The organism is Alkalicoccus halolimnae, from assembly GCF_008014775.2.
GTDB classification, from domain to species: Bacteria; Bacillota; Bacilli; order Bacillales; family Salisediminibacteriaceae; genus Alkalicoccus; species Alkalicoccus halolimnae.
On the sequence record NZ_CP144914.1, the window covers coordinates 100,098 to 123,337 of the forward strand.

At 49.4% G+C, this 23,240-nt stretch carries 16 protein-coding genes, 8 tRNA genes and 3 rRNA genes; all 27 read left to right on the forward strand.

Features of this window, described 5'->3' with window-relative positions; genetic code table 11:
• Nucleotides 1-2: 2 nt before the first annotated feature.
• The 27 genes from FTX54_RS00440 to rlmB all read left to right on the forward strand — a co-directional run bounded on the left by FTX54_RS00440 (nucleotide 3) and on the right by rlmB (nucleotide 23,239).
• Nucleotides 3-87, forward strand: a tRNA-Leu gene (locus FTX54_RS00440).
• Between the two features lie 5 nt (nucleotides 88-92).
• Nucleotides 93-167: transfer RNA gene (locus FTX54_RS00445), tRNA-Gly, on the forward strand.
• A gap of 21 nt (nucleotides 168-188) precedes the next feature.
• Nucleotides 189-278: transfer RNA gene (locus FTX54_RS00450), tRNA-Leu, on the forward strand.
• A 13-nt stretch (nucleotides 279-291) separates the two neighbouring features.
• A tRNA-Arg gene (locus FTX54_RS00455) sits at nucleotides 292-368 on the forward strand.
• Nucleotides 369-372: 4 nt separating this feature from the next.
• Nucleotides 373-449: transfer RNA gene (locus tag FTX54_RS00460), tRNA-Pro, on the forward strand.
• Nucleotides 450-455: 6 nt separating this feature from the next.
• Nucleotides 456-531, forward strand: a tRNA-Ala gene (locus tag FTX54_RS00465).
• Between the two features lie 154 nt (nucleotides 532-685).
• Nucleotides 686-2,262: ribosomal RNA gene (locus FTX54_RS00470) — 16S ribosomal RNA — on the forward strand.
• A gap of 102 nt (nucleotides 2,263-2,364) precedes the next feature.
• A tRNA-Ile gene (locus FTX54_RS00475) sits at nucleotides 2,365-2,441 on the forward strand.
• Nucleotides 2,442-2,464: 23 nt separating this feature from the next.
• A tRNA-Ala gene (locus FTX54_RS00480) sits at nucleotides 2,465-2,540 on the forward strand.
• A 169-nt stretch (nucleotides 2,541-2,709) separates the two neighbouring features.
• Nucleotides 2,710-5,656, forward strand: a 23S ribosomal RNA gene (locus FTX54_RS00485).
• Nucleotides 5,657-5,785: 129 nt separating this feature from the next.
• Nucleotides 5,786-5,902, forward strand: a 5S ribosomal RNA gene (gene rrf / locus FTX54_RS00490).
• The 16S, 23S and 5S rRNA genes sit together here with 8 tRNA genes alongside, the layout of an rRNA operon.
• Nucleotides 5,903-6,224: 322 nt before the next feature.
• Complete coding sequence (locus FTX54_RS00495; protein WP_147804631.1) at nucleotides 6,225-6,542, forward strand: ArsR/SmtB family transcription factor; 318 nt, start codon at nucleotides 6,225-6,227, stop codon at nucleotides 6,540-6,542.
• Between the two features lie 174 nt (nucleotides 6,543-6,716).
• The gene (locus FTX54_RS00500; RefSeq protein ID WP_147804630.1) at nucleotides 6,717-7,241 is read left to right on the forward strand and encodes an SRPBCC family protein; all 525 of its coding nucleotides are present in this window, start codon (nucleotides 6,717-6,719) and stop codon (nucleotides 7,239-7,241) included.
• A gap of 391 nt (nucleotides 7,242-7,632) precedes the next feature.
• A complete protein-coding gene (locus FTX54_RS00505; protein ID WP_147804629.1) occupies nucleotides 7,633-8,106 on the forward strand; it encodes a CtsR family transcriptional regulator in 474 nt (157 codons plus the stop codon).
• Between the two features lie 12 nt (nucleotides 8,107-8,118).
• On the forward strand, nucleotides 8,119-8,667 hold the full coding sequence (locus FTX54_RS00510; protein ID WP_147804628.1) for a UvrB/UvrC motif-containing protein: 549 nt from the start codon (nucleotides 8,119-8,121) through the stop codon (nucleotides 8,665-8,667).
• Entirely contained in the window at nucleotides 8,664-9,758 is a 1,095-nt protein-coding gene (locus FTX54_RS00515; protein WP_147804627.1) for a protein arginine kinase, read from the forward strand. The genes FTX54_RS00510 and FTX54_RS00515 overlap by 4 nt, the downstream gene beginning before the upstream one ends.
• The gene (gene clpC, locus FTX54_RS00520; RefSeq protein ID WP_147804626.1) at nucleotides 9,758-12,199 is read left to right on the forward strand and encodes an ATP-dependent protease ATP-binding subunit ClpC; all 2,442 of its coding nucleotides are present in this window, start codon (nucleotides 9,758-9,760) and stop codon (nucleotides 12,197-12,199) included. Before FTX54_RS00515 ends, clpC begins: the two co-directional genes overlap by 1 nt.
• Nucleotides 12,200-12,537: 338 nt before the next feature.
• The gene (gene radA / locus FTX54_RS00525; RefSeq protein ID WP_147804624.1) at nucleotides 12,538-13,944 is read left to right on the forward strand and encodes a DNA repair protein RadA; all 1,407 of its coding nucleotides are present in this window, start codon (nucleotides 12,538-12,540) and stop codon (nucleotides 13,942-13,944) included.
• Nucleotides 13,919-15,001: a DNA integrity scanning diadenylate cyclase DisA gene (gene disA, locus FTX54_RS00530; protein WP_147804623.1), complete on the forward strand. Its 1,083-nt coding sequence runs from the start codon at nucleotides 13,919-13,921 to the stop codon at nucleotides 14,999-15,001. The genes radA and disA overlap by 26 nt, the downstream gene beginning before the upstream one ends.
• Nucleotides 15,002-15,179: 178 nt before the next feature.
• Nucleotides 15,180-16,274, forward strand: a complete 1,095-nt coding sequence (locus tag FTX54_RS00535; protein ID WP_147804622.1) for a PIN/TRAM domain-containing protein — start codon at nucleotides 15,180-15,182, stop codon at nucleotides 16,272-16,274.
• A gap of 20 nt (nucleotides 16,275-16,294) precedes the next feature.
• Complete coding sequence (ispD, locus tag FTX54_RS00540; RefSeq protein ID WP_147804621.1) at nucleotides 16,295-17,002, forward strand: 2-C-methyl-D-erythritol 4-phosphate cytidylyltransferase; 708 nt, start codon at nucleotides 16,295-16,297, stop codon at nucleotides 17,000-17,002.
• Nucleotides 16,999-17,475, forward strand: a complete 477-nt coding sequence (gene ispF / locus FTX54_RS00545) for a 2-C-methyl-D-erythritol 2,4-cyclodiphosphate synthase (RefSeq protein WP_147804620.1) — start codon at nucleotides 16,999-17,001, stop codon at nucleotides 17,473-17,475. The genes ispD and ispF overlap by 4 nt, the downstream gene beginning before the upstream one ends.
• A gap of 806 nt (nucleotides 17,476-18,281) precedes the next feature.
• Nucleotides 18,282-19,742, forward strand: a complete 1,461-nt coding sequence (gene gltX, locus FTX54_RS00550) for a glutamate--tRNA ligase (protein ID WP_147804619.1) — start codon at nucleotides 18,282-18,284, stop codon at nucleotides 19,740-19,742.
• A 246-nt stretch (nucleotides 19,743-19,988) separates the two neighbouring features.
• Nucleotides 19,989-20,654, forward strand: coding sequence for a serine O-acetyltransferase EpsC (gene epsC, locus FTX54_RS00555; protein WP_147804618.1), 666 nt, complete (start codon nucleotides 19,989-19,991; stop codon nucleotides 20,652-20,654).
• Between the two features lie 8 nt (nucleotides 20,655-20,662).
• On the forward strand, nucleotides 20,663-22,072 hold the full coding sequence (gene cysS / locus FTX54_RS00560) for a cysteine--tRNA ligase (RefSeq protein WP_147804617.1): 1,410 nt from the start codon (nucleotides 20,663-20,665) through the stop codon (nucleotides 22,070-22,072).
• A complete protein-coding gene (locus tag FTX54_RS00565) occupies nucleotides 22,069-22,491 on the forward strand; it encodes a Mini-ribonuclease 3 (protein WP_147804616.1) in 423 nt (140 codons plus the stop codon). The genes cysS and FTX54_RS00565 overlap by 4 nt, the downstream gene beginning before the upstream one ends.
• Nucleotides 22,484-23,239 carry a 23S rRNA (guanosine(2251)-2'-O)-methyltransferase RlmB gene (gene rlmB / locus FTX54_RS00570; RefSeq protein WP_147804615.1) on the forward strand — a complete coding sequence of 252 codons (756 nt, stop codon included), beginning with the start codon at nucleotides 22,484-22,486 and terminating at the stop codon, nucleotides 23,237-23,239. Before FTX54_RS00565 ends, rlmB begins: the two co-directional genes overlap by 8 nt.
• Nucleotide 23,240 lies beyond the last annotated feature (1 nt).

Genomic DNA, 23,240 nt, shown 5'->3' on the forward strand with positions numbered 1-23,240 from the left:
TTGCGGGTGTGGCGGAATTGGCAGACGCGCTAGATTTAGGATCTAGTGTCTTCGGACGTGGGGGTTCAAGTCCCTTCACCCGCACCATACAAGCGGAAGTAGTTCAGTGGTAGAACATCACCTTGCCAAGGTGGGGGTCGCGAGTTCGAATCTCGTCTTCCGCTCCAATCGTACCACCAAAACCCTTTGCCGGGGTGGTGGAATTGGCAGACACACAGGACTTAAAATCCTGCGGTAATTATATTACCGTGCCGGTTCAAGTCCGGCCCTCGGCACCAATGACATTTATATGCGCCCGTAGCTCAATTGGATAGAGCGTCTGACTACGGATCAGAAGGCTAGGGGTTCGACTCCTCTCGGGCGCGCCATTAACGGGAAGTAGCTCAGCTTGGCAGAGCACTTGGTTTGGGACCAAGGGGTCGCAGGTTCAAATCCTGTCTTCCCGACCACTAAATGGGGCCTTAGCTCAGCTGGGAGAGCGCCTGCTTTGCACGCAGGAGGTCAGCGGTTCGATCCCGCTAGGCTCCACCATTTGATCTTTGAAAACTAAACAAAAGACGATTGTGAAGGAAAAAAGAGAATGAATCATTCTCTGTCAATTTATTATTAAAGAATCTTTAGCCAGATTCAGTTTTGAAAGCGAAGCATCCCGCTTCGCGATGTCAGAAGTTCAAACTTCGACGATTTATCGGAGAGTTTGATCCTGGCTCAGGACGAACGCTGGCGGCGTGCCTAATACATGCAAGTCGAGCGCAGGAAGCAGGCAGCGCCCTTCGGGGCAAAACCTGTGGAATGAGCGGCGGACGGGTGAGTAACACGTGGGCAACCTGCCTTCCAGGCCGGAATAACCCCGGGAAACCGGGGCTAATGCCGGATGATCAAGCGGCTCGCATGAGCGGCTTGTCAAAGGGGCGGAGACTTCGGTCTCCTCCCGCTGGAAGATGGGCCCGCGGCGCATTAGCTTGTTGGTGGGGTAACGGCCCACCAAGGCGACGATGCGTAGCCGACCTGAGAGGGTGATCGGCCACACTGGAACTGAGACACGGTCCAGACTCCTACGGGAGGCAGCAGTAGGGAATCATCCGCAATGGGCGAAAGCCTGACGGTGCAACGCCGCGTGAACGATGAAGGTTTTCGGATCGTAAAGTTCTGTTGTGAGGGAAGAACAAGTGCCGGTCGAACAGGCCGGCACCTTGACGGTACCTCACGAGAAAGCCCCGGCTAACTACGTGCCAGCAGCCGCGGTAATACGTAGGGGGCAAGCGTTGTCCGGAATTATTGGGCGTAAAGCGCACGCAGGCGGTCTCGTAAGTCTGATGTGAAAGCCCACGGCTCAACCGTGGAGGGTCATTGGAAACTGCAGGACTTGAGTGTAGGAGAGGAAAGTGGAATTCCACGTGTAGCGGTGAAATGCGTAGATATGTGGAGGAACACCAGTGGCGAAGGCGACTTTCTGGCCTACAACTGACGCTGAGGTGCGAAAGCGTGGGGAGCAAACAGGATTAGATACCCTGGTAGTCCACGCCGTAAACGTTGAGTGCTAGGTGTTAGGGGTTTCGATGCCCTTAGTGCCGAAGTTAACACATTAAGCACTCCGCCTGGGGAGTACGGCCGCAAGGCTGAAACTCAAAGGAATTGACGGGGGCCCGCACAAGCAGTGGAGCATGTGGTTTAATTCGACGCAACGCGAAGAACCTTACCAGGTCTTGACATCCTTTGAACACTCTGGAGACAGAGTTTTCCCCTTCGGGGGACAAAGTGACAGGTGGTGCATGGTTGTCGTCAGCTCGTGTCGTGAGATGTTGGGTTAAGTCCCGCAACGAGCGCAACCCTTGACCTTAGTTGCCAGCATTTGGTTGGGCACTCTAAGGTGACTGCCGGTGATAAACCGGAGGAAGGTGGGGACGACGTCAAATCATCATGCCCCTTATGACCTGGGCTACACACGTGCTACAATGGATGGTACAAAGGGCAGCGAAGCCGCGAGGTGGAGCGAATCCCAGAAAGCCATTCTCAGTTCGGATTGCAGGCTGCAACTCGCCTGCATGAAGCCGGAATTGCTAGTAATCGCGGATCAGCATGCCGCGGTGAATACGTTCCCGGGCCTTGTACACACCGCCCGTCACACCACGAGAGTTTGTAACACCCGAAGTCGGTGAGGCAACCCTTTTTGGGACCCAGCCGCCGAAGGTGGGACAGATGATTGGGGTGAAGTCGTAACAAGGTATCCGTACCGGAAGGTGCGGATGGATCACCTCCTTTCTAAGGAGCTCGAGTAAGCTCACTTATCGATTTCCTTCCTTTCGTTCTTTTGTTTAGTTTTGAGAGATCATTTTAGATCACTCTAAAAATCGCATTTAAGATGGGCCTGTAGCTCAGCTGGTTAGAGCGCACGCCTGATAAGCGTGAGGTCGGTGGTTCGAGTCCACTCAGGCCCACCATTTTGAATGTCTTTATATAGTTTGGGGCCTTAGCTCAGCTGGGAGAGCGCCTGCTTTGCACGCAGGAGGTCAGCGGTTCGATCCCGCTAGGCTCCACCAATATCTGTCCTTTGAAAACTGGATAACGTAATGTATGAACAATCAATCACCGGAAACAAGGTCTATTGGTCCGGGGTCCGCCCCGTGACGAAGAAACGAGTTTCCGAGTGTCTTAGAATATCGCCAAGACGATCGAATGACGTCCACTGCCTCCCTCAGGGGGGCAGCTGGTTAAGCTAGAAAGGGCGCACGGTGGATGCCTTGGCACTAGGAGCCGATGAAGGACGGGACGAACACCGATATGCTTCGGGGAGCTGTAAGTAAGCGTCGATCCGAAGATTTCCGAATGGGGGAACCCCGTATCCGTAATGGGATACGATCCACACCTGAATCCATAAGGTGTGTGATGGCAGACCCGGGGAACTGAAACATCTCAGTACCCGGAGGAAGAGAAAGCAAATGCGATTTCCTGAGTAGCGGCGAGCGAAACGGAAACAGCCCAAACCAGAAGGCTTGCCTTCTGGGGTTGTAGGACACTCCATACGGAGTTACAAAGAGAGGGTATAGAGGAAGCGGCCTGGAACGGCCCGCAGGATAAGGTAACAGCCCTGTACTCGACATGCCCCCTCCTCCGGAGTGGATCCTGAGTACGGCGGGACACGTGAAACCCCGTCGGAATCCGGGAGGACCATCTCCCAAGGCTAAATACTCCCTAGTGACCGATAGTGCACCAGTACCGTGAGGGAAAGGTGAAAAGTACCCCGAAAGGGGAGTGAAAGAGATCTTGAAACCGTGTGCCTACAAGTAGTTGGAGCCCGTTTATGGGTGACAGCGTGCCTTTTGTAGAATGAACCGGCGAGTTACGATGACGTGCCAGGTTAAGTCGATAAGACGGAGCCGCAGCGAAAGCGAGTCTGAACAGGGCGCTTTGAGTACGTCGTTGTAGACCCGAAACCGGGTGATCTACCCATGTCCAGGGTGAAGTCCAGGTAACACTGGATGGAGGCCCGAACCCACGCACGTTGAAAAGTGCGGGGATGAGGTGTGGGTAGGGGTGAAATGCCAATCGAACTCGGACATAGCTGGTTCTCCCCGAAATAGCTTTAGGGCTAGCCTCGAGGGATAGAGTGTTGGAGGTAGAGCACTGATTGGACTAGGGGTCCCTACAGGATTACCGAATTCAGTCAAACTCCGAATGCCAATCACTTATCCTCGGGAGTCAGACTGCGAGTGCTAAGATCCGTAGTCAAGAGGGAAACAGCCCAGACCATCAGCTAAGGTCCCCAAGTATACGTTAAGTGGAAAAGGATGTGGAGTTGCTTAGACAACCAGGATGTTGGCTTAGAAGCAGCCATCATTGAAAGAGTGCGTAATAGCTCACTGGTCGAGTGACTCTGCGCCGAAAATGTACCGGGGCTAAACGTATCACCGAAGCTATGGACAAAACACCTTCGGGTGTTCTGTGGTAGGGGAGCGTTCCAGGGGCATCGAAGCCGGACCGGAAGGACCGGTGGAGCGCCTGGAAGTGAGAATGCCGGTATGAGTAGCGAAAAGAGGGGTGAGAATCCCCTCCGTCGAAAGCCTAAGGGTTCCTGAGGAAGGCTCGTCCGCTCAGGGTTAGTCGGGTCCTAAGCCGAGGCCGAAAGGCGTAGGCGATGGAAAACAGGTCGATATTCCTGTACCACCACGTTTCCGTTTGAGCAATGGGGGGACGCAGGAAGGCAGGGCAAGCGCACCGCTGGACGTGTGCGCCGAAGCAGGGAGGCTGGAACACAGGGAAATCCGTGTTCTGTTAAGGCTGAGCTGTGACCGCGAGGGAAATTTAGTACCGAAGTGCCTGCACCTACACTGCCAAGAAAAGCCTCTAGCGAGGAAACTGGTGCCCGTACCGTAAACCGACACAGGTAGGCGGGAAGAGAATTCTAAGACGCGCGGGAGAACTCTCGTTAAGGAACTCGGCAAAATGACTCCGTAACTTCGGGAGAAGGAGTGCTCCCTGGGGTTCATAGCCCAGGGGAGCCGCAGTGAATAGGCCCAAACGACTGTTTATCAAAAACACAGGTCTCTGCGAAGCCGCAAGGCGAAGTATAGGGGCTGACACCTGCCCGGTGCTGGAAGGTTAAGAGGAGGGGTTATCCCTTACGGGAGAAGCTCCGAATTGAAGCCCCAGTAAACGGCGGCCGTAACTATAACGGTCCTAAGGTAGCGAAATTCCTTGTCGGGTAAGTTCCGACCCGCACGAAAGGTGCAACGATTTGGGCACTGTCTCAACGAGAGACCCGGTGAAATTATATTACCTGTGAAGATGCAGGTTACCCGCGACAGGACGGAAAGACCCCATGGAGCTTTACTGCAGCTTGATATTGGGTGTCGGAACAGCTTGTACAGGATAGGTAGGAGCCTTGGAAACCGGAGCGCCAGCTTCGGTGGAGGCATCGGTGGGATACTACCCTGGCTGTTTTGACATCCTAACCTCGACCCGTGATCCGGGTCAGGGACAGTGTCAGGTGGGCAGTTTGACTGGGGCGGTCGCCTCCTAAACAGTAACGGAGGCGCCCAAAGGTTCCCTCAGAATGGTTGGAAATCATTCGCAGAGTGCAAAGGCATAAGGGAGCTTGACTGCGAGACAGACAGGTCGAGCAGGGACGAAAGTCGGGCTTAGTGATCCGGCGGCACCGTATGGAAGGGCCGTCGCTCAACGGATAAAAGCTACCCTGGGGATAACAGGCTAATCTCTCCCAAGAGTCCACATCGACGGGGAGGTTTGGCACCTCGATGTCGGCTCGTCGCATCCTGGGGCTGAAGTAGGTCCCAAGGGTTGGGCTGTTCGCCCATTAAAGCGGCACGCGAGCTGGGTTCAGAACGTCGTGAGACAGTTCGGTCCCTATCCGTCGCGGGCGCAGGAAATTTGAGAGGAGCTGTCCTTAGTACGAGAGGACCGGGATGGACACACCGCTGGTGTACCAGTTGTTCCGCCAGGAGCATCGCTGGGTAGCTACGTGTGGACGGGATAAGTGCTGAAAGCATCTAAGCATGAAGCCCCCCTCAAGATGAGATTTCCCATCCCAAGTGATTGGGAGTAAGATCCCTCTGAGACGAAGAGGTAGATAGGTCTCGTGTGGAAGCGTGGCGACACGTGAAGCTGAGAGATACTAATCGATCGAGGGCTTAACCAAAAAAATAAAGATAATTCGAAGACACCGATTGAAGGGTTCATACACCCCCGTTATCCAGTTTTGAGCGGACAGCTCCAGTACCCGAAACGGCCGTCAGGCGCGCTTGTGGGGAAACCCAAACAAAAAAGATCCAGTGACGAAAGCGGAGAGGTCACACCCGTTCCCATGCCGAACACGGAAGTTAAGCTCTCCAGCGCCAATGATAGTTGGGGGCTCTCCCCCTGCAAAAGTAGGACGTCGCTGGGTCACCCGGCACGCAGCCCCCGAGCTGCGTGCTTTTTTGTGTGGATCTTACAAAGTTAAGCATTGTTTTCTGAGGAAAATTACAGAATTAAAGCTTTTTCCAGCTGTCTGAAAGGGCGGTCGTGAAAATACAGTTGATAAAAAGCAAAATAATCTTTTTCAGACATCTGAAATAAAGGGAGACCTTCTGAATTAACGACAGCTGAAGTTAAGAAAGAAAGCTTTTTAATACATACATATTAGTGACATATAAAACATAGTGTAAAAAAATGATAATTCTGAATATTCTATTTAAGGAATATTCTTTTTGTGGTATATTCAATATATGGAAAAGATATTGTATGCTTTGTCTGAACCGAAACGAACAGCTATTGTTGAACTGCTGCGGGAAGGTCCTCTGACAGTTGGAGAAATAGCCGCAAAGCTTAGTATTCAGCAGCCGCAGGTGTCTAAACATCTTCGTGTGTTGTATGAAGCGGGGCTGGTAAAAATTTATCCGCTGGCTAATAAAAGAATTTATGAGCTGAATCCAGAAGGTCTGCAGGAATTGGATGAATGGATCAATACTTTCAGGGAGCTCTGGGAAAAAAGGTTTGACCGTCTGGAAAGTTACTTAAAAGAATCAGGAAAGGAGAAAGGTTAAAAAGGGTACAGGTTGAAGCTCGACGGTCTGTTATTTTGAAAAGAGAAGCTGGTTTTTATTGAATGGTTATTGTTGTTCTCCGTTGAAATTTTTTTCCGCTCCTTGGTGTTGTTTTGCACGTGGAGAAAAAAAGCCGACTGTTTTTGGGGACGTCGAATAGAAAGGAAGATAAAAATGAGTGAATCTCTTAGAAGAAATAATACGAAAAGTCGGGAAGAGGGCAGGAATCTAATTATCGAACGGACGTTTAATGTTTCAAAAGACATGCTTTTTCAAATTTACTCTTCTTCTGCCCATTTGGAACAGTGGTGGGGTCCACGCGGCTGGGAAACAACGAATTACAAGTTTGACTTCCGTCCGGAGGGAGTATGGCATTACTGTATGAGATGTGCCGATGAATCGCAGGGAGAATTCTACGGTCAGGAAGCCTGGGGAAAGGGTATTTTCAAAGAAATAGTGGAAAATGAAAAGATTGTCTATACAGACATGTTTTCAGACAAGGAAGGCAATATGGACGACCGCTTTCCATCTGTGCTTGTTACCATTATGTTTAAAGAAGCAGACGCAGGTTCCGTGCTTCATGTGTACAGCGAATTTCCGACGAAAGAAGATATGCAGAAACTGAAAGATATGGGAATGGTTGAAGGTTTTACTTCTCAGCTGGATCGTCTGGAAGAATATCTGGACGAGATTTCCTGAATTTTTTTCTCCCTATTTTATATGACTATTCCCGGAGCAGGCCTGAACAGGCTGCTCTTTTTTGTGCCGGTAACTCTCGCCGCTTCTGGTGTTCCCTCCTTCTCTGTCACACACCGCTGTATTAAGGTTTTCCAATCTAAAAAACCACGTTTTTTCAAGAGTACTACTTATAAATCTGCCCAATAAATTTCATGATTAATGAAGCCTGAGAAGTGGAATAGATAACAATGGACAGAAAAGGTCAGGAAAACTGAGAAGGTCCCCTTTGCAATTTGCTTGAATCTGCAGATAAAATAGTTATAATAAAAATATAGTCAAATATAGTCAAAGTCAATTTCAAATAAATGAGGCGGCAGGAAACAGGATTTTTCTGCAAAGGGAGGGGGATGCGATGCGAAATATTTCGGATGTCATTGAACAGTATTTAAAGCAGATTATAGAAGGAAACGAATCTGCTCTCATTGAAGTGAAACGAAGTGAGCTTGCAAGTCAGTTTGAATGTGTCCCTTCACAGATAAATTACGTCATCCGTACCCGCTTTACAGAAGAAAAAGGCTATGTCGTCGAGAGTAAACGTGGAGGCGGAGGATATATCCGTATCATCAAGGTGGAACTTGATAATCACCTCGCCGTTTACGATCAGCTGCTCAGTTTAGTAGGCTCGAGCATGAGTCAGCATGCAGCAGAAAGCATGATTGAGCGTCTTGAAGAGGAAGAGGCTGTAACATCCCGGGAAGCAAAGCTGATGAAGTCAGTAATTGACAGGGAAGTTCTTGCTGTACCCCTCCCCTCCAGAGACCAGTTCAGAGCCAGGATGATGATGGCGATGCTCAAAACGTTAAAATATAAGATGTCGATTATGTAAAGGAGGGATCGGATGCTGTGTCAGGAATGCCAGGAGCGTGAAGCCTCCCTGCATTTTACAAAAATAATCAATGGGGAAAAAACGGAGTTTCATTTTTGTGAAATCTGCGCGAAAGATAAAGGGGAGAATCTCTCCGGTGGAAATAATTTCTCGATTCATAAGCTGTTATCCGGACTGCTGGATACCGGTCAGGCTTTATCTTCTCAAAAGTCCGGGCGCAAAACGCAGCAGCCCAAACCGGATATCCGCTGTGAAACGTGCGGGATGACTTATAAAAAGTTTACTGAAATCGGCCGGTTCGGATGTGCCGACTGCTATACACATTTTGATGCAAAACTTGATCCCGTGTTCCGCCGTATTCACGGAGGAAACACTGTCCATGCAGGGAAAATTCCGAAAAGAAAAGGGGAAGACATGCATGTTTACCGGGAAATTGAAAATTTGAAAACGGAAATGCAGAAGCAGATTGCCGAAGAAGAATTCGAGCAGGCGGCAGAAACCCGCGATAAAATCCGCGGACTGGAAGACTCCTTGAAGAAGAAAGGAGGAGATGCTTCATGACGCTGAAATCATTTATGAATGACGCTATCAGCCCCTGGATGAAAAATGAAGGACCGGAAGCTGATATCGTCATCAGCAGCCGTATCCGCCTGGCAAGAAATCTGGGAAGCGTTCCATTTCCGATTATTGCTTCCGGAGAACAGCTGAAAGGGATAACAAATCAGGTGGAGAAGAACTTTCCCGGCAGCTCCAAGGAAAAGTTTGGAAAACTGTCCTTCTTACAAATGAGCGACTTAAATGATAATGAAAAAAGAATTCTCGTCGAAAAGCACCTCGTCAGTCCGAACCTGATGAATAAATCAGAGAATAGAGCGGTACTGCTGAGTGAAAACGAATCGCTCAGTGTGATGGTGAACGAAGAGGATCATTTTCGGATTCAGTGCCTCTTCTCAGGCTTTCAGCTTGAAGAAGGGCTTGCTTATGCGAACGTGATGGACGACTGGATGGAAGAAAAGTTTGATTTTGCTTTTGATGAACGAAGAGGGTATTTAACCAGCTGTCCAACAAATGTAGGGACCGGCCTTCGATCTTCTGTAATGATGCACCTCCCGGCACTTGTAATGACAAAACAGCTGAACCGTATACTGCCGGCGATTAATCAGCTCGGACTCGTCGTACGTGGAATATACGGGGAAGGCAGCGAAGCGCTTGGTAATCTTTATCAAATTTCCAATCAGACGACGCTGGGCGCTTCTGAGCAGGATATAGTGAAAGACCTGCGCAGCGTTGTTTCCCAGCTGATTGAACATGAAAGAGCAGCACGGGAACAGCTGTGGAATCAGTCACAGAATAAACTGGAGGACAGGCTTTTCCGTTCCTATGGAATACTTTCCTACAGCCGGAGCATGGAATCCAAAGAGGCGATGCAGCGTCTTTCCGATGTAAGACTCGGCATTGACATGGGTATTATTGAAGATGTGAAGGGAAGTATCCTCAACGAATTAATGGTTATGACCCAGCCGGGGTTTTTACAGCAGTATGCCGGCGAAAGTCTGAAACCCGAACAAAGAGACCAGCGGAGAGCTTCGCTGATTCGTGAAAGATTGAAATTAGAAGAACAAGAGGAAGACCATGATGGAGGTGGCGAGTAATGATGTTTGGAAGATTTACAGAAAGAGCTCAGAAAGTACTGGCTTTAGCACAGGAAGAAGCAGCCCGCCTTGGGCACAGCAATATTGGCACAGAACATATTCTCCTCGGACTCGTCCGTGAAGGGGAAGGAATTGCGGCAAAAGCGCTCACCGGTCTCGGCCTGGGAGCGGAAAAGATCCAGACGGAAGTGGAAAACTTAATCGGACGCGGCGATGAAGTGACAAAACAGATCCATTATACTCCGCGCGCAAAAAAAGTGATAGAACTTTCCATGGATGAAGCCCGTAAACTGGGTCACTCCTACGTGGGCACAGAGCATATTCTGCTCGGACTTATCCGCGAAGGTGAAGGTGTAGCAGCCCGCGTATTGAATAACCTTGGAGTAAGTTTAAATAAAGCACGCCAGCAGGTATTACAGCTGCTTGGAAGCAATGAATCCAATAACAATCAGCAGCAGGCAGCGGCCGGCGCAGCGAGTGCGAATACGCCGACGCTCGACGGGCTTGCCAGAGACCTGACTGCGATTGCAAAAGAAGAACAGATTGATCCGGTTATCGGACGTGCAAAAGAAATCGAGCGGGTTATTCAAATTCTCAGCCGCCGCACAAAGAATAATCCCGTACTTATCGGAGAACCTGGTGTCGGTAAAACAGCAATTGCAGAAGGTCTTGCCCAGCAGATTGTTAATAATGAAATACCGGAAATTCTCCGCAACAAGCGTGTCATGACGCTTGATATGGGAACGGTGGTTGCAGGCACGAAATACCGCGGTGAGTTTGAAGACCGCTTAAAGAAAGTGATGGAGGAAATCCGCCAGGCAGGAAATGTCATCCTGTTTATTGATGAACTTCATACACTGATCGGGGCCGGGGGAGCAGAAGGTGCTATCGATGCTTCGAATATTCTTAAACCTTCCCTTGCCCGTGGAGAACTGCAGTGTATCGGCGCAACAACACTTGATGAGTACCGTAAATATATTGAAAAAGATTCTGCCCTGGAGCGTCGTTTCCAGCCGATTCAGGTGAACGAGCCGACAGCGGATGAATCGATTCAGATCCTCAGTGGTCTGCGGGACCGCTACGAGGCCCATCACCGCGTAACGATAACGGATGATGCGATTGAATCAGCGGTGAAGCTGTCCGATCGTTACATCTCGGACCGGTTCCTTCCCGACAAAGCGATTGATCTTATCGATGAGGCTGGTTCCAAAGTACGCCTGCGCTCCTATACGGCTCCGCCGAACTTGAAAGAAAAAGAACAGGAGCTGGACGAACTCCGTAAAGAAAAAGACGCGGCCGTACAGAGCCAGGAGTTTGAAAAAGCAGCTTCTCTTAGAGATAAAGAACAGAAGCTTCGTGAAGAGCTTGACGCAATGAAAGATAAATGGAAAGAAAAGCAGGGGCAGGAAGATTCCGAGGTAACGACAGAAGATATTGCTTCTATCGTGGCGACATGGACCGGAATTCCGGTCAGCAAGCTCGCTGAAGAAGAAACAGAGCGTCTTCTGCGTATGGAAGAGATTCTGCACAATCGTGTAATCGGCCAGAATGAGGCGGTTACTGCCGTTTCTAAAGCTGTGCGCCGTGCCCGTGCCGGATTGAAGGATCCAAAACGACCGATCGGTTCGTTTATTTTCCTCGGCCCGACCGGTGTCGGTAAAACGGAACTTGCGCGTGCCGTAGCAGAATCATTGTTCGGTGATGAAGATGCAATGGTTCGTATTGACATGTCGGAATATATGGAAAAGCACACGACAAGCCGTCTTGTCGGTTCGCCTCCGGGCTACGTGGGACATGAGGACGGTGGCCAGCTGACGGAGAAAATCCGCCGCAAGCCGTATTCTGTTATTCTTCTCGATGAGATTGAAAAAGCCCACCCGGAAGTTTTCAATATCCTGCTGCAGGTACTTGAAGACGGCTTCCTTACAGATTCAAAAGGACGCCGCGTCGACTTCCGTAATACGGCGATTATCATGACTTCCAACGTTGGAGCAAGCGTGCTCCGCCAGGAAAAGAGTCTCGGATTCACTGCTCAAAAAGGTGATCAGGAGTATCAGGATATGAAAGGGAAAGTTATGGGCGAACTGAAAAAAGCGTTCCGTCCTGAATTCCTCAACCGTCTTGATGAAACGATCGTCTTTCATTCCCTTGAAAAGCAGCATATTAAGCAGATCGTCACGCTTATGGCAAACGAGCTGAAGAAACGCTTGAAAGAACAGGGAATTGAATTTGAACTGACAGAAGCAGCCAAAACTAAAATTGCCGACGAAGGATTCGATCCGGAATATGGAGCACGTCCTCTCCGCCGCGCTCTTCAGAAACATGTCGAAGACCGGCTTTCTGAAGAACTGCTGCGTGGAGCTATTGCGAAAGGGCAGAAAGTAAAACTCGGTATCCGCGATGGAGAATTTTACGTCAGTAAAGCAGAAGAAACTGTATAAGAAATGAGTGAGTGAGGGAGGAGATTTTTTCTTCCCTCTTTTTTTGCGTCCGGGCGGTCACTGAACCTTTTCGGCTCGTATCGAAATCGTGCCGGACCTGCGAAGTGAAGGTGCGGGAGCCTGCGGATTTTCCTCCCCGGCAGGGCAAAAGCGAATATTTCCAAAATAAAAACAACGAGCAGTAAAAAACGGACAAGAAAGAACGTCAGGCCGGGCAGAGGATCCGTTAAAGCAATAAAATCGAAGTCCGACGCGTTTAACTTAGGCATAATGTGACCCGGGACTTACATATCATGCTAAAATAAAAGAATAAAGGGATGAAGGGAAGGAGGATAAGGATGGCAAAACAAAAAACAAAGTTTGTCTGCCAGGACTGCGGTTACGAATCAACGAAATGGATGGGCAAATGCCCGGGATGCCACAGCTGGAACACGCTCGTCGAAGAACGGGAAGCCGCTCCTAAAACGCAGCGGCGCGGTTTTTCCACTACGGATGGTCCTAGGAAAATAAAAGCGGAACCGATTACGAAAATTGAACGCCGCGATGAAGCCAGGAGCAGCACGCATATCAATGAATTGAACCGTGTACTCGGAGGAGGCATCGTTCCGGGTTCTTTAGTCTTGTTCGGGGGAGACCCCGGAATCGGCAAATCAACGCTTCTGCTGCAGGTTTCCGCCATGGTAGCCGGAAATAAAAAGCGGGTGCTTTACATATCAGGAGAGGAATCGGTCAAACAGACCAAGCTTCGTGCTGATCGTCTGGGTATTGAAGAGGATGACCTGTTCGTGCTTGCAGAAACAGAGGTTGCGGTCATTGAACAGGTGATTGAAGAAATGCAGCCGGCTTTAGTAGTCATTGATTCTATCCAAACGGTGCATCAGGAAGACGTAACGAGTGCTCCGGGAAGCGTTTCCCAGGTTAGGGAATGCACCGCTTCATTTATGCGGATTGCGAAAACGAAAGGAATTGCTATTTTTCTTGTCGGCCACGTAACCAAGCAGGGAGCAATAGCCGGTCCGAGAATTTTGGAGCACATGGTCGATACCGTTCTTTATTTTGAAGGAGACCAGCATCATACGTACCGGATTCTCCGTGCCGTAAAAAATCGCTTCGGGTCCACCAATGAGATCGGTATTTTTGAAATGAAAGAAAGCGGATTGGAAGAAGTATTGAACCCTTCTGAAATTTTTCTCGAAGAACGTTCGGCTGGAGCTGCCGGTTCGGCTGTTGTCGCTTCTATGGAAGGGACGCGCACCGTGCTCGTTGAAATTCAGTCCCTGATTTCTCCGACGAGCTTCGGGAACCCGCGGCGTATGGCTACAGGCGTGGATCATAACCGTATTTCCCTGATTATGGCAGTGCTCGAAAAGCGTGTCGGCATGATGCTGCAGAATCAGGATGCTTATATTAAAGTTGCCGGCGGTGTGAGATTGGACGAGCCGTCTATTGATCTGGCTATTACAGTAGCCATCGCTTCCAGTTTCCGCGATGTAGCAACGGAAGCCGGAGATGTGATTATTGGCGAAGTAGGACTGACCGGAGAAATAAGACGGGTCTCACGAATTGAACAAAGAGTTATGGAAGCAGCAAAACTTGGCTTCACGCGCGTTATTGTCCCGCAGAAATGTCTGGAAGGCTGGAAGGCACCATCCGGCATCCAGGTAGTCGGAGTCAAAACCGTAGCAGAAGCCCTTGAAGTGACGTTAGGAGGGAAAACTAGTGGAACACCATCGTTCGAATTATGATGAAAATTTTATTAATGAAGTACTCCGGCTCGTTTCCCCGGGGACTCCCCTGCGGGAGGGTATTGACAACGTGCTCCGCGCAGGCACCGGAGGCCTGATCGTACTTGGATACAACAATAACATGATGAATATCGTCAACGGAGGATTTTTTATAAATACGGATTTTTCTCCCGCTTACTTGTATGAACTGGCGAAAATGGACGGAGCGATTATTCTGAGTGAAGACGGGAGCCGCATTTTGTATGCGAATACGCAGCTTGTTCCTGAAAATGCGATCGAATCAACGGAGACCGGTATCCGCCACCGGACAGCGCAGCGTGTCGCCCGGCAGACGGGGAACCTCGTCATTTCCATTTCCCAGCGCCGGAATGTTATAACGCTTTATCAGGGAGAGTACCGCTATGCTCTGAAAGATATCGGGGTCATTTTAACGAAAGCCAATCAGGCTATTCAGACGCTCGAAAAATATCAGTCGGTTCTTCAGCAGAGTCTGACCAACCTGGGAGCGCTTGAATTCGAAGAGCTTGTTACGTTCCAGGAAGTATCGCAGGTCATGCACCGCATTGAAATGGTTCTGCGTATAAAAGGCGAAATATTAAATTACGTGAATGAACTTGGTGACGAAGGCCGTCTCATTTCCATGCAGCTGGAAGAGCTTGTAACGAATACCGAACAGGAAGCTCTGTTATTAATTAAAGATTATACGAAGGAGAGCGATCATAGTCCCAAAGATACACTGCGGAGACTGAAGCGGCTTTCCAATGATGAACTGCTTGATGACAATGTCATCGTAAAACTGCTCGGCTTCGGTAAAATTACGAATCTTTCTGAATATGCCCTTTATCCACGGGGGTACCGTCTCTTAAATAAAATTCCGCGCATTCCATTGATTGTGATTGATAATCTGATTGAACAGTTCGGCGAGCTTCCGCAGATCGCACGCGCTTCCACACAGGCACTCGATGAAGTGGATGGTATCGGGGAGGCACGGGCAAAAAAAATTAAAGACGGACTGACAAGAATCCAGGAACAGCTTTTTATTGACCGGCACATATGACCTCCTTTCGCGCGTTGACACGCGGGCAGAAAGAAGCTATTATCAAAGATTATAATAATTCACACATTTTTCAGACACATAGACAGAAAGATCAATAATATGTAATTTTTTGTGAATTGTATGTTTCTTAATTTGTGTAATTGAAATTTGGCTATAGTAAAAGAAGGAGGTGAGATGGATGCTTTATAAAATCGTGCTGGCGGTCATTCTTTTTATCGGCGGGACGCTTGGTTATTTGTTTCTGCCGGATATTCTTCAGTCGTTCCCGGTTGAATCACCGCCGGACTGGTTAACGCATGAGTTTACAGGAGCTGTTTTAGGCGCAATTATATTATTTATATCTCTTTTTTGGTTTATAGAAAACATTGTAAACTTCATTCGTTACGTGGAAGAGTCGCTTGTGAAATATCCTGTCACAGATCTTTTCTTTGGTACGATGGGACTTTTCATCGGTCTCGGGCTTGCTTTTTTATTAACCGTGGCCCTGATGAGTATGGAAATTCCGGTGGTAAGTTCTATCCTGCCGGTGCTATTAACGGTTTTCCTCGGGTATCTCGGCTTCCGAGTCGGGTTTCAGAAACGGGATGAGCTGATGAACCTTTTTCCGATCGGAAAGACGCAGGCGAAGAACTCCCGGAAGGAAGAGGAAAAACCAGCGGATGCTTCGAAGCTGAAAATTCTCGATACGAGCGTCATTATTGATGGACGGATTGCTGACATCTGTCAGACAGGTTTTATTGAGGGGACGCTGCTTATTCCGGAGTTTGTGCTCGAAGAACTGCAGCATATCGCTGATTCATCCGACGCTTTAAAAAGAAACCGGGGACGCCGGGGTCTGGATATTCTCAATAAAATCCAGAAAGAGCTTGATGTGAATGTGGAAATTTATGAAGGTGATTTTGAAGATATTCAGGAAGTGGACAGCAAGCTCGTAAAGCTGGCCAAAGTGCTGAACGGGTTTGTCGTGACGAATGATTTTAACCTTAATAAAGTCTGCGATCTGCAGGGAGTTGCGGTTCTGAATATCAATGATCTGGCTAATGCTGTGAAGCCGGTCGTTCTTCCGGGTGAAGAAATGATGGTACAGGTCATCAAAGACGGAAAAGAGCAGAACCAGGGTATTGCTTATTTAGATGATGGCACGATGATTGTCGTGGAAGAAGGCCGCAATTATATCGGAAAATCGATAGAGGTAATTGTGACGAGTGTCCTGCAGACTTCTGCGGGAAGAATGATCTTCGCAAAACCAAAAGCTTTGGAAAAAGCACTATAATGAAATAAAGGGCGATGGGTATGCATAGTTATCAGGTCATTTTGCTTGCGGCAGGCCAGGGAAAAAGAATGAAGGCCGGACGCAATAAACAGTTTTTAATGATAGCAGGAACTCCCCTCCTTATTCACACACTGCGTGTGTTTGAGGAGGATTCTCTTTGTAAGGAGATCCTGCTTGTAGTCAATGAACGGGAAACGCAGGAGATTAACGACCTTATCCGCAGCTTTCAGCTGGAAGGAAAAGTCCGCTTTGTTTCGGGAGGGAAAGAACGCCAGGACAGCGTCGCAAATGGCCTCTCAGCGGCCGCCCAAAGCGGCCCGGACGACATTGTATTCATTCACGATGCGGCGCGTCCGTTTGTGATGAGGGAGTACCTCCACCGGCTGTCAGCGGCTGCTTTCGAGGAAGGCGGGGCGATTCTGGCCGTCCCGGTGAAGGATACGGTAAAAGAAGTGGATGGTATTGAAATTACAAAAACGACGGACCGCTCGCGTCTCTGGCTGGCGCAGACCCCGCAGGCTTTTCGTTACAGCGTCATCGCTGAAGCTCATGCGCGGGCTGCGCAGGAAGATCACATTGGGACAGATGACGCCAGCCTGGTTGAATATATAGGCGGGCGGGTTACAATAGTAGAAGGAAATTACGAAAATTTCAAAGTGACAACGCCGGAGGATATGATGTTTGCGGAAGCGGTCATCAAACACCGGCTCGAAGGAGGAAAAGAATGAGAATCGGACAAGGATTTGATGTGCACCAGCTTGCTGAAGGCAGACCGCTGATTGTAGGAGGAATCGAGATTCCCCACGACAAAGGTCTGCTCGGACATTCCGATGCGGATGTTCTTTTACATACGATCGCCGATGCTGCCCTGGGGGCTGTCGGAGAAGGGGATATCGGGAAGCATTTCCCGGATACGGACCCGGAATTTGAAGGAGCGGATTCTGCTGCTCTGCTTTCCCACGTATGGGAAATAGTGGACCAAAAAGGATATAAGCTTGGAAATCTCGACTGCACGATCATGGCGCAGAAGCCGAAAATGGCCCCGTACATTGCTTCCATGAGAGAGCGGATTGCAGGACTGCTGCAGGCGGACATTTCCCAGGTGAATGTAAAAGCGACGACGACTGAAAAGCTCGGATTTACCGGAAGGGAAGAAGGCATTGCTTCCCAGGCCGTGATTCTGCTCGTCTCCAAAAACTAATCTGCAAACTATATAAAGTGAATTTAATTCTTAGCTTCCTCTTTTGTAAACGGAAGCCTTCGTTTCCATGGGGACGCTTTCCGGGCGGGCCGGCCTCAGCTAATTTCTTCCGCCCGCAGGTTGGAAGAAATGGATCTTCGGCTCGCCCTTAATCGCCTCGGAGTCGCCCCATTCCTCCTTCAGCTGTCGGAGAAAGACTTCCTTTTTATTGTATTGTCCTATGCAGCCTGCCGTTGGATTATCTGCTTTTAAACATATTGTGCCACTTATGCATTCAGGTGAAGGCACACGCTTTTCCAGTTCATTTGTTCAACCTATATAGCTTGAAAATAAAATAACGGTATTTTCACTCAAAATGGTGCATCATTTTTGCATGAGTGTTTCTGTTATTGTTTAAGTATTGATTTAAGGGTGCCTGTGGCTCGTCCACCTGCCGTGGAGCAAGCATGCGACTTTCCTCGCGTCCGGGAGGATCTGTTGCCTTTACACAGGTGTCTCTGCCCTGTCACAGGTTTTACTGAATACAAGATTCGTTAATGAAAGGCAGAACTTCTTTTCGTATAACCTTAAAAACGAAGTGGAAACCGGCGGACGCCAGTGGAAGAAGGAGATTGGAAGATCCCGCAGGGCGTAAGCCTGAGGAAGCTGGAAATCTCCTCCACGGCAAGCCTGCCGAGTTGAAGCGGAGTTTTCTACATATATCAACAACAGACCTTAACACAGTCAAACGGAAAAAAAGACTTATGCGACAGCTTAACGAGTGATAAGATAAGGAAAGAACTAACTTTTAGGAAGGTGTCATAGCTATGAGCAACGAAATTCGTGTACGATTTGCACCGAGTCCAACGGGACATCTGCATATAGGGGGCGCCCGCTCCGCTTTATTTAATTACTTATTCGCAAGACACCACGGAGGAAAGTTTGTCATCCGCATTGAAGACACGGACCAGGCACGCAATGTGGACACAGCTACAGAAAAGTTGATGGAAAGCTTGAAATGGCTCGGCCTCGACTGGGATGAAAGTGTGGACCGGGGCGGGCCATATGCTCCGTATAAAAGCATGGACCGTCTCGATACGTACCAGACCTACGTTGATCAGCTTCTAAAGGAAGGGAAAGCGTATCACTGCTATATGACTACAGAAGAACTGGAGCAGGAGCGTGAAGAACAGCGGGCGCGCGGAGAAACACCAATGTACAGCGGCCGCGACCGGTACTTGACGGAAGAAGAGAAGAAAGCCTATGAAGCAGAAGGCCGGAAGCCGGTTGTCCGTTTCCTCGTTCCGAAAGGACAGGAAATTCACGTTCAGGACGAAGTGCGCGGAGACGTCACGTTTGAATCCGACGGGATCGGTGATTTCGTCATTGTCCGTCAGGATGGCATTCCGACGTACAACTTTGCGGTTACAATAGATGATCATCTTATGAAAATCAGCCACGTCATCCGCGGGGAAGAACACCTTTCCAACACGCCCCGCCAGGTATTGATCTACGAAGCGCTCGGGTTTGAAGTGCCGGTGTTCGGCCACGCTTCCCTCATATTAAATGAGGACCGGCAGAAAATGAGTAAACGCGATGAATCCATTATCCAATTCGTGGAGCAGTACCGGGAACTCGGCTATCTCCCGGAAGCGATCGTCAACTTTATTGCTCTGCTCGGCTGGTCCCCGGGGGGAGAACAGGAAATTCTCTCGCTGAATGAACTGGCAGAGCAGTTCCGTCTCGACCGGGTCATAAAAGCTCCGGCAGTATTTGATACCCAGAAGCTTGAGTGGATGAACAATCAGTATATGAAAGAAGCAGATGAAGACCGGGTCGTGTGGCTCGCGCTTCCGCATCTCGTTAAGGCAGGACGCCTGCCGGAGAATATGAATGAAAAGCAAAGACAGTGGGCGTATGACCTGATTGTCCTTCACCAGGAAAAAATGAGCTACGGGGCACAAATTGTCGAGCTGACAGAGTTGTTCTTTAAAGAACAAATCGATTATAATGAGGATGCACAGGCCATATTGGATGAAGAGCAGGTGCCGGAAGTGCTTGCATCTTTCCGCGAAAAACTTGCAGCCCTTGATACGTGGGAGCCGGACGAGGTGAAAAAAACTTTGAAGGCAGTGCAGAAAGAAACCGGACACAAAGGGAAAAAGTTATTTATGCCGGTCAGAGTCGCTGTAACAGGCCAGATGCACGGTCCCGACCTTCCGAAAACGATTATTTTATTGGAAAAAGATGTAGTAGTGAAGCGGCTTGATCAGCTGCTTGCCAAATAGTAGAACACCGAAGCGGAAGAAGTACGCAGCGGCCCTTTCCCAGAGAGAGTCACCGAGGCTGGAAGTGACTCAGGAGGCAGCTGCCGAAATGCACCCGGACAGGATCCTTCGGTTTATTGAAAGAGCGGGATGTGCTTCAGGCATCCAAACAGAGTGGAACCGCGCTGTCAGGCGTCTCTGTGCCATTCAGGCACAAAGACGCTTTTTTTCTGTTTTTATGAAGAGAAGTTGAGAGGAGGCAGACCAATGTTTGAAACGTTGAAAAACGATGTGGACGTAGTTCTGGAACGGGACCCGGCGGCGCGAAACCGGATTGAAGTAATGCTCACTTATTCCGGAGTACACGCGATATGGTCCCACCGTATGGCACATTGGCTATGGAAAAAACGTCTTTTTTTCCTCGGGCGGTTTTTATCCCAGGTAAGCCGGTTTTTCACAGGCATTGAGATCCATCCGGGAGCGGAGATCGGCCAGCGTCTGTTTATTGACCACGGCATGGGAGTTGTTATTGGAGAAACGTGTGAAATTGGAGACTGTGTCACTATATTCCAGGGAGTGACGCTCGGCGGTACGGGGAAGGAAAAAGGCAAGAGACACCCGACGCTGGAGGATCATGTGCTGGTCGCCTCCGGAGCAAAAGTACTAGGGTCAATGCGCATCGGCAAAAACTCACGGATCGGCGCAGGTTCCGTGGTCTTAAAAGAAGTTCCTCCCAATTCGACAGTCGTCGGTATTCCCGGACGTATCGTCGTTCAGGACGGCGTGAAAATCGGAGATGACCTGGACCACATTAACCTGCCCGACCCGGTGGCGGATAAATTCCGTCAGCTGGAAAATGATATGATCCGCCTGAAGCGGGAATTAAAAGAGCTGAAGCAGGAACAGAAAGAAACGGAGAAAGGAAAGGTGTAGCAGCGCTTATGACGATTCAACTTTACAATACACTGACGAGACAGAAAGAAACATTTCAACCGATAGAGGAAGGTAAAGTGAAAATGTACGTCTGCGGACCGACCGTTTATAACTATATTCATATCGGTAATGCGCGTCCTGCCGTCGTATTTGATATGGTGCGCCGCTATTTGGAATACCGCGGATACGATGTCGAATACGTTTCCAACTTTACCGATGTGGATGACAAAATTATTAAAGCTGCTGAAGAGCTGAACGAAGATGTGATGGAAGTGGCGGAGCGGTTTATTGAAGCTTATCACCGGGATACGGGAGCGCTCGGTGTCGAAAAAGCAGACCTGCATCCGCGGGTGACCGAATCGATGCCGGACATTATTGATTTTATTGAGCGTCTTGTTGAAAAAGGCTACGCTTACGAATCATCAGGCGATGTTTATTTCCGGACGAGAAAGTTTGACGGGTATGGGAAGCTTTCCCACCAGTCCATCGATGATCTTCAGGCAGGAGCGCGTGTGGAAGTGGGTGACCGAAAAGAGGATCCTCTTGATTTTGTCCTCTGGAAAACGGCAAAGCCGGGAGAAATTTCCTGGGAGAGTCCATGGGGAGAAGGACGGCCGGGCTGGCACATTGAGTGTTCGGCCATGGTGAAAAAATATCTCGGCGATACGATTGATATCCATGCCGGTGGACAGGACCTGTCTTTTCCGCACCATGAAAACGAGATCGCCCAGTCGGAAGCCCTCACAGAAAAGCGGATGGCGAACTACTGGATTCACAACGGCTATATCAACATCGACAACGAAAAAATGTCGAAATCTCTCGGAAACTTCATTCTCGTACACGATATTATCCGGGAATTTGATCCGGAAGTCGTACGTTTTTTCATCGTGAACGCCCATTACCGCAGTCCGATCAATTTCAGCGACGAACAGCTGGCAAGTGCCCGCAATAGTCTGGAGCGGATAAAAACGACTTATGACAACCTTCATTTCCGCCTGGAAGAGTCTGCTGATTTAGGAGAAAAATCAGAATCGTGGCTTAAGCTGATCGACGAACACCGGGTGCGTTTCATTGAAGATATGGACGATGATTTTAACAGCGCAAACGCAGTGGCAGCGATCTTCGACCTCGTGCGCCAGACGAATGTCTACTTGAATGAAAAGCAGACGAATAAAGAAGTGTTGAAAGCGTTCATCAAGCAGCTGGATGATATGGCTTTTGTCCTCGGTATTCAGCTGGCTGTTAAGGAAGAGCTGCTCGATGAGGAAGTCGAAGCGTTAATTGAAGAGAGGATTGAGGCAAGAAAAGAGCGTAATTTTCAGCGGGCCGACGACATCCGCGATGAATTAAAGGAAAAAAATATTCTGCTGGAAGACACTCCCCAGGGAACACGCTGGAAGCGGGGGCAGCAGAAATGAAACTGAATGAACAGGTCCAGGAACCCGAGCAGCTGAACGGGCTGGCACTTGCTTATATGGGAGACGGAGTATTTGAAATGTATGTACGCTTCCGTCTCCTTGCAAAAGGCGGCGTACGCCCCAATAAACTCCACCGGGAAGCGAAGCGGTATGTATCAGCGAAAGCGCAGTCGAAAATTCTCCGCTGTCTGCAGGAGGAAGAACGGCTGACAGAAAAAGAGGTCTCAGTCGTGCGAAGAGGCAGGAACGCCAAATCCGGAACGGTACCAAAAAACACGGACCGGGCCACTTACCAGGACAGCACCGCTTTCGAAGCGATGATCGGCCTGCTTTATTTAACCGGGGAAGAAGATCGTCTGGATGAGATTGTCGGACGATCCTTTGAAATAATTGAAGGGAAGGAGGGAGCTCATGGCTGATTATCAGGATTATATTATGGGAAAGAATCCCGTTATGGAAGCATTAAAAGGAGACCGGACCGTGCACAAAGTGCTTATTCAGGAAGGGGCGGCGAAAGGACCCGCTTCCCAGGTTATTAAACTGTGCAGGGAGAAGAAAGTTCAGGTGCAGGACGTGCCGAAGCAGAAACTGGACCAGATTACAGAAGGAGCGTCCCATCAGGGAGTGCTTGCCTACATTGCGGCCTTTGAGTACTCCGAGCTGGATGACCTGTTTGCAAAAGCGGACAAAAAAGGAGAAGCTCCATTCTTTTTACTGCTCGATGAACTCGAAGATCCGCACAACCTGGGGTCAATCCTGCGGACAGCCGACGCTTCAGGTGCCCACGGCGTAATTATTCCAAAACGCCGTTCTGTAAGCCTCACCTCAACGGTTGCGAAAGCTTCAGCCGGAGCGATTGAATATGTTCCCGTGGCGCGTGTTACGAATATTGCTAAAACGATGGAAGAGCTGAAAAAACGCGGTCTCTGGTTTGTGGGCACCGATGCAGAAGGAGATCAGGATTACCGGGAAGTCGATTTTGATATGGCGACCGGACTCGTGATTGGCAGTGAAGGAAAAGGTCTCAGCCGTCTCGTACGGGAGAAATGCGATTTCCTTGTACGTATTCCGCTGCTCGGCCGGGTCACCTCTTTAAATGCTTCTGTTGCAGCGAGTCTGCTGATGTATGAAGTTTACCGCCGCCGTTTTCCCCGCGGGGAGGGATAGA

What these genes read in the sequence shown, in the direction of transcription:
- gltX (WP_147804619.1), top strand. Translation starts at nt 18,282, where the DNA reads ATGAGCAACGAAATTCGTGTACGATTTGCACCGAGTCCAACGGGACAT.
- FTX54_RS00495 (WP_147804631.1), top strand. Translation starts at nt 6,225, where the DNA reads ATGGAAAAGATATTGTATGCTTTGTCTGAACCGAAACGAACAGCTATT.
- epsC (WP_147804618.1), top strand. Translation starts at nt 19,989, where the DNA reads ATGTTTGAAACGTTGAAAAACGATGTGGACGTAGTTCTGGAACGGGAC.
- radA (WP_147804624.1), top strand. Translation starts at nt 12,538, where the DNA reads ATGGCAAAACAAAAAACAAAGTTTGTCTGCCAGGACTGCGGTTACGAA.
- rlmB (WP_147804615.1), top strand. Translation starts at nt 22,484, where the DNA reads ATGGCTGATTATCAGGATTATATTATGGGAAAGAATCCCGTTATGGAA.
- clpC (WP_147804626.1), top strand. Translation starts at nt 9,758, where the DNA reads ATGATGTTTGGAAGATTTACAGAAAGAGCTCAGAAAGTACTGGCTTTA.
- FTX54_RS00500 (WP_147804630.1), top strand. Translation starts at nt 6,717, where the DNA reads ATGAGTGAATCTCTTAGAAGAAATAATACGAAAAGTCGGGAAGAGGGC.
- ispF (WP_147804620.1), top strand. Translation starts at nt 16,999, where the DNA reads ATGAGAATCGGACAAGGATTTGATGTGCACCAGCTTGCTGAAGGCAGA.
- FTX54_RS00510 (WP_147804628.1), top strand. Translation starts at nt 8,119, where the DNA reads ATGCTGTGTCAGGAATGCCAGGAGCGTGAAGCCTCCCTGCATTTTACA.
- cysS (WP_147804617.1), top strand. Translation starts at nt 20,663, where the DNA reads ATGACGATTCAACTTTACAATACACTGACGAGACAGAAAGAAACATTT.
- FTX54_RS00505 (WP_147804629.1), top strand. Translation starts at nt 7,633, where the DNA reads ATGCGAAATATTTCGGATGTCATTGAACAGTATTTAAAGCAGATTATA.
- FTX54_RS00565 (WP_147804616.1), top strand. Translation starts at nt 22,069, where the DNA reads ATGAAACTGAATGAACAGGTCCAGGAACCCGAGCAGCTGAACGGGCTG.
- FTX54_RS00535 (WP_147804622.1), top strand. Translation starts at nt 15,180, where the DNA reads ATGCTTTATAAAATCGTGCTGGCGGTCATTCTTTTTATCGGCGGGACG.
- FTX54_RS00515 (WP_147804627.1), top strand. Translation starts at nt 8,664, where the DNA reads ATGACGCTGAAATCATTTATGAATGACGCTATCAGCCCCTGGATGAAA.
- ispD (WP_147804621.1), top strand. Translation starts at nt 16,295, where the DNA reads ATGCATAGTTATCAGGTCATTTTGCTTGCGGCAGGCCAGGGAAAAAGA.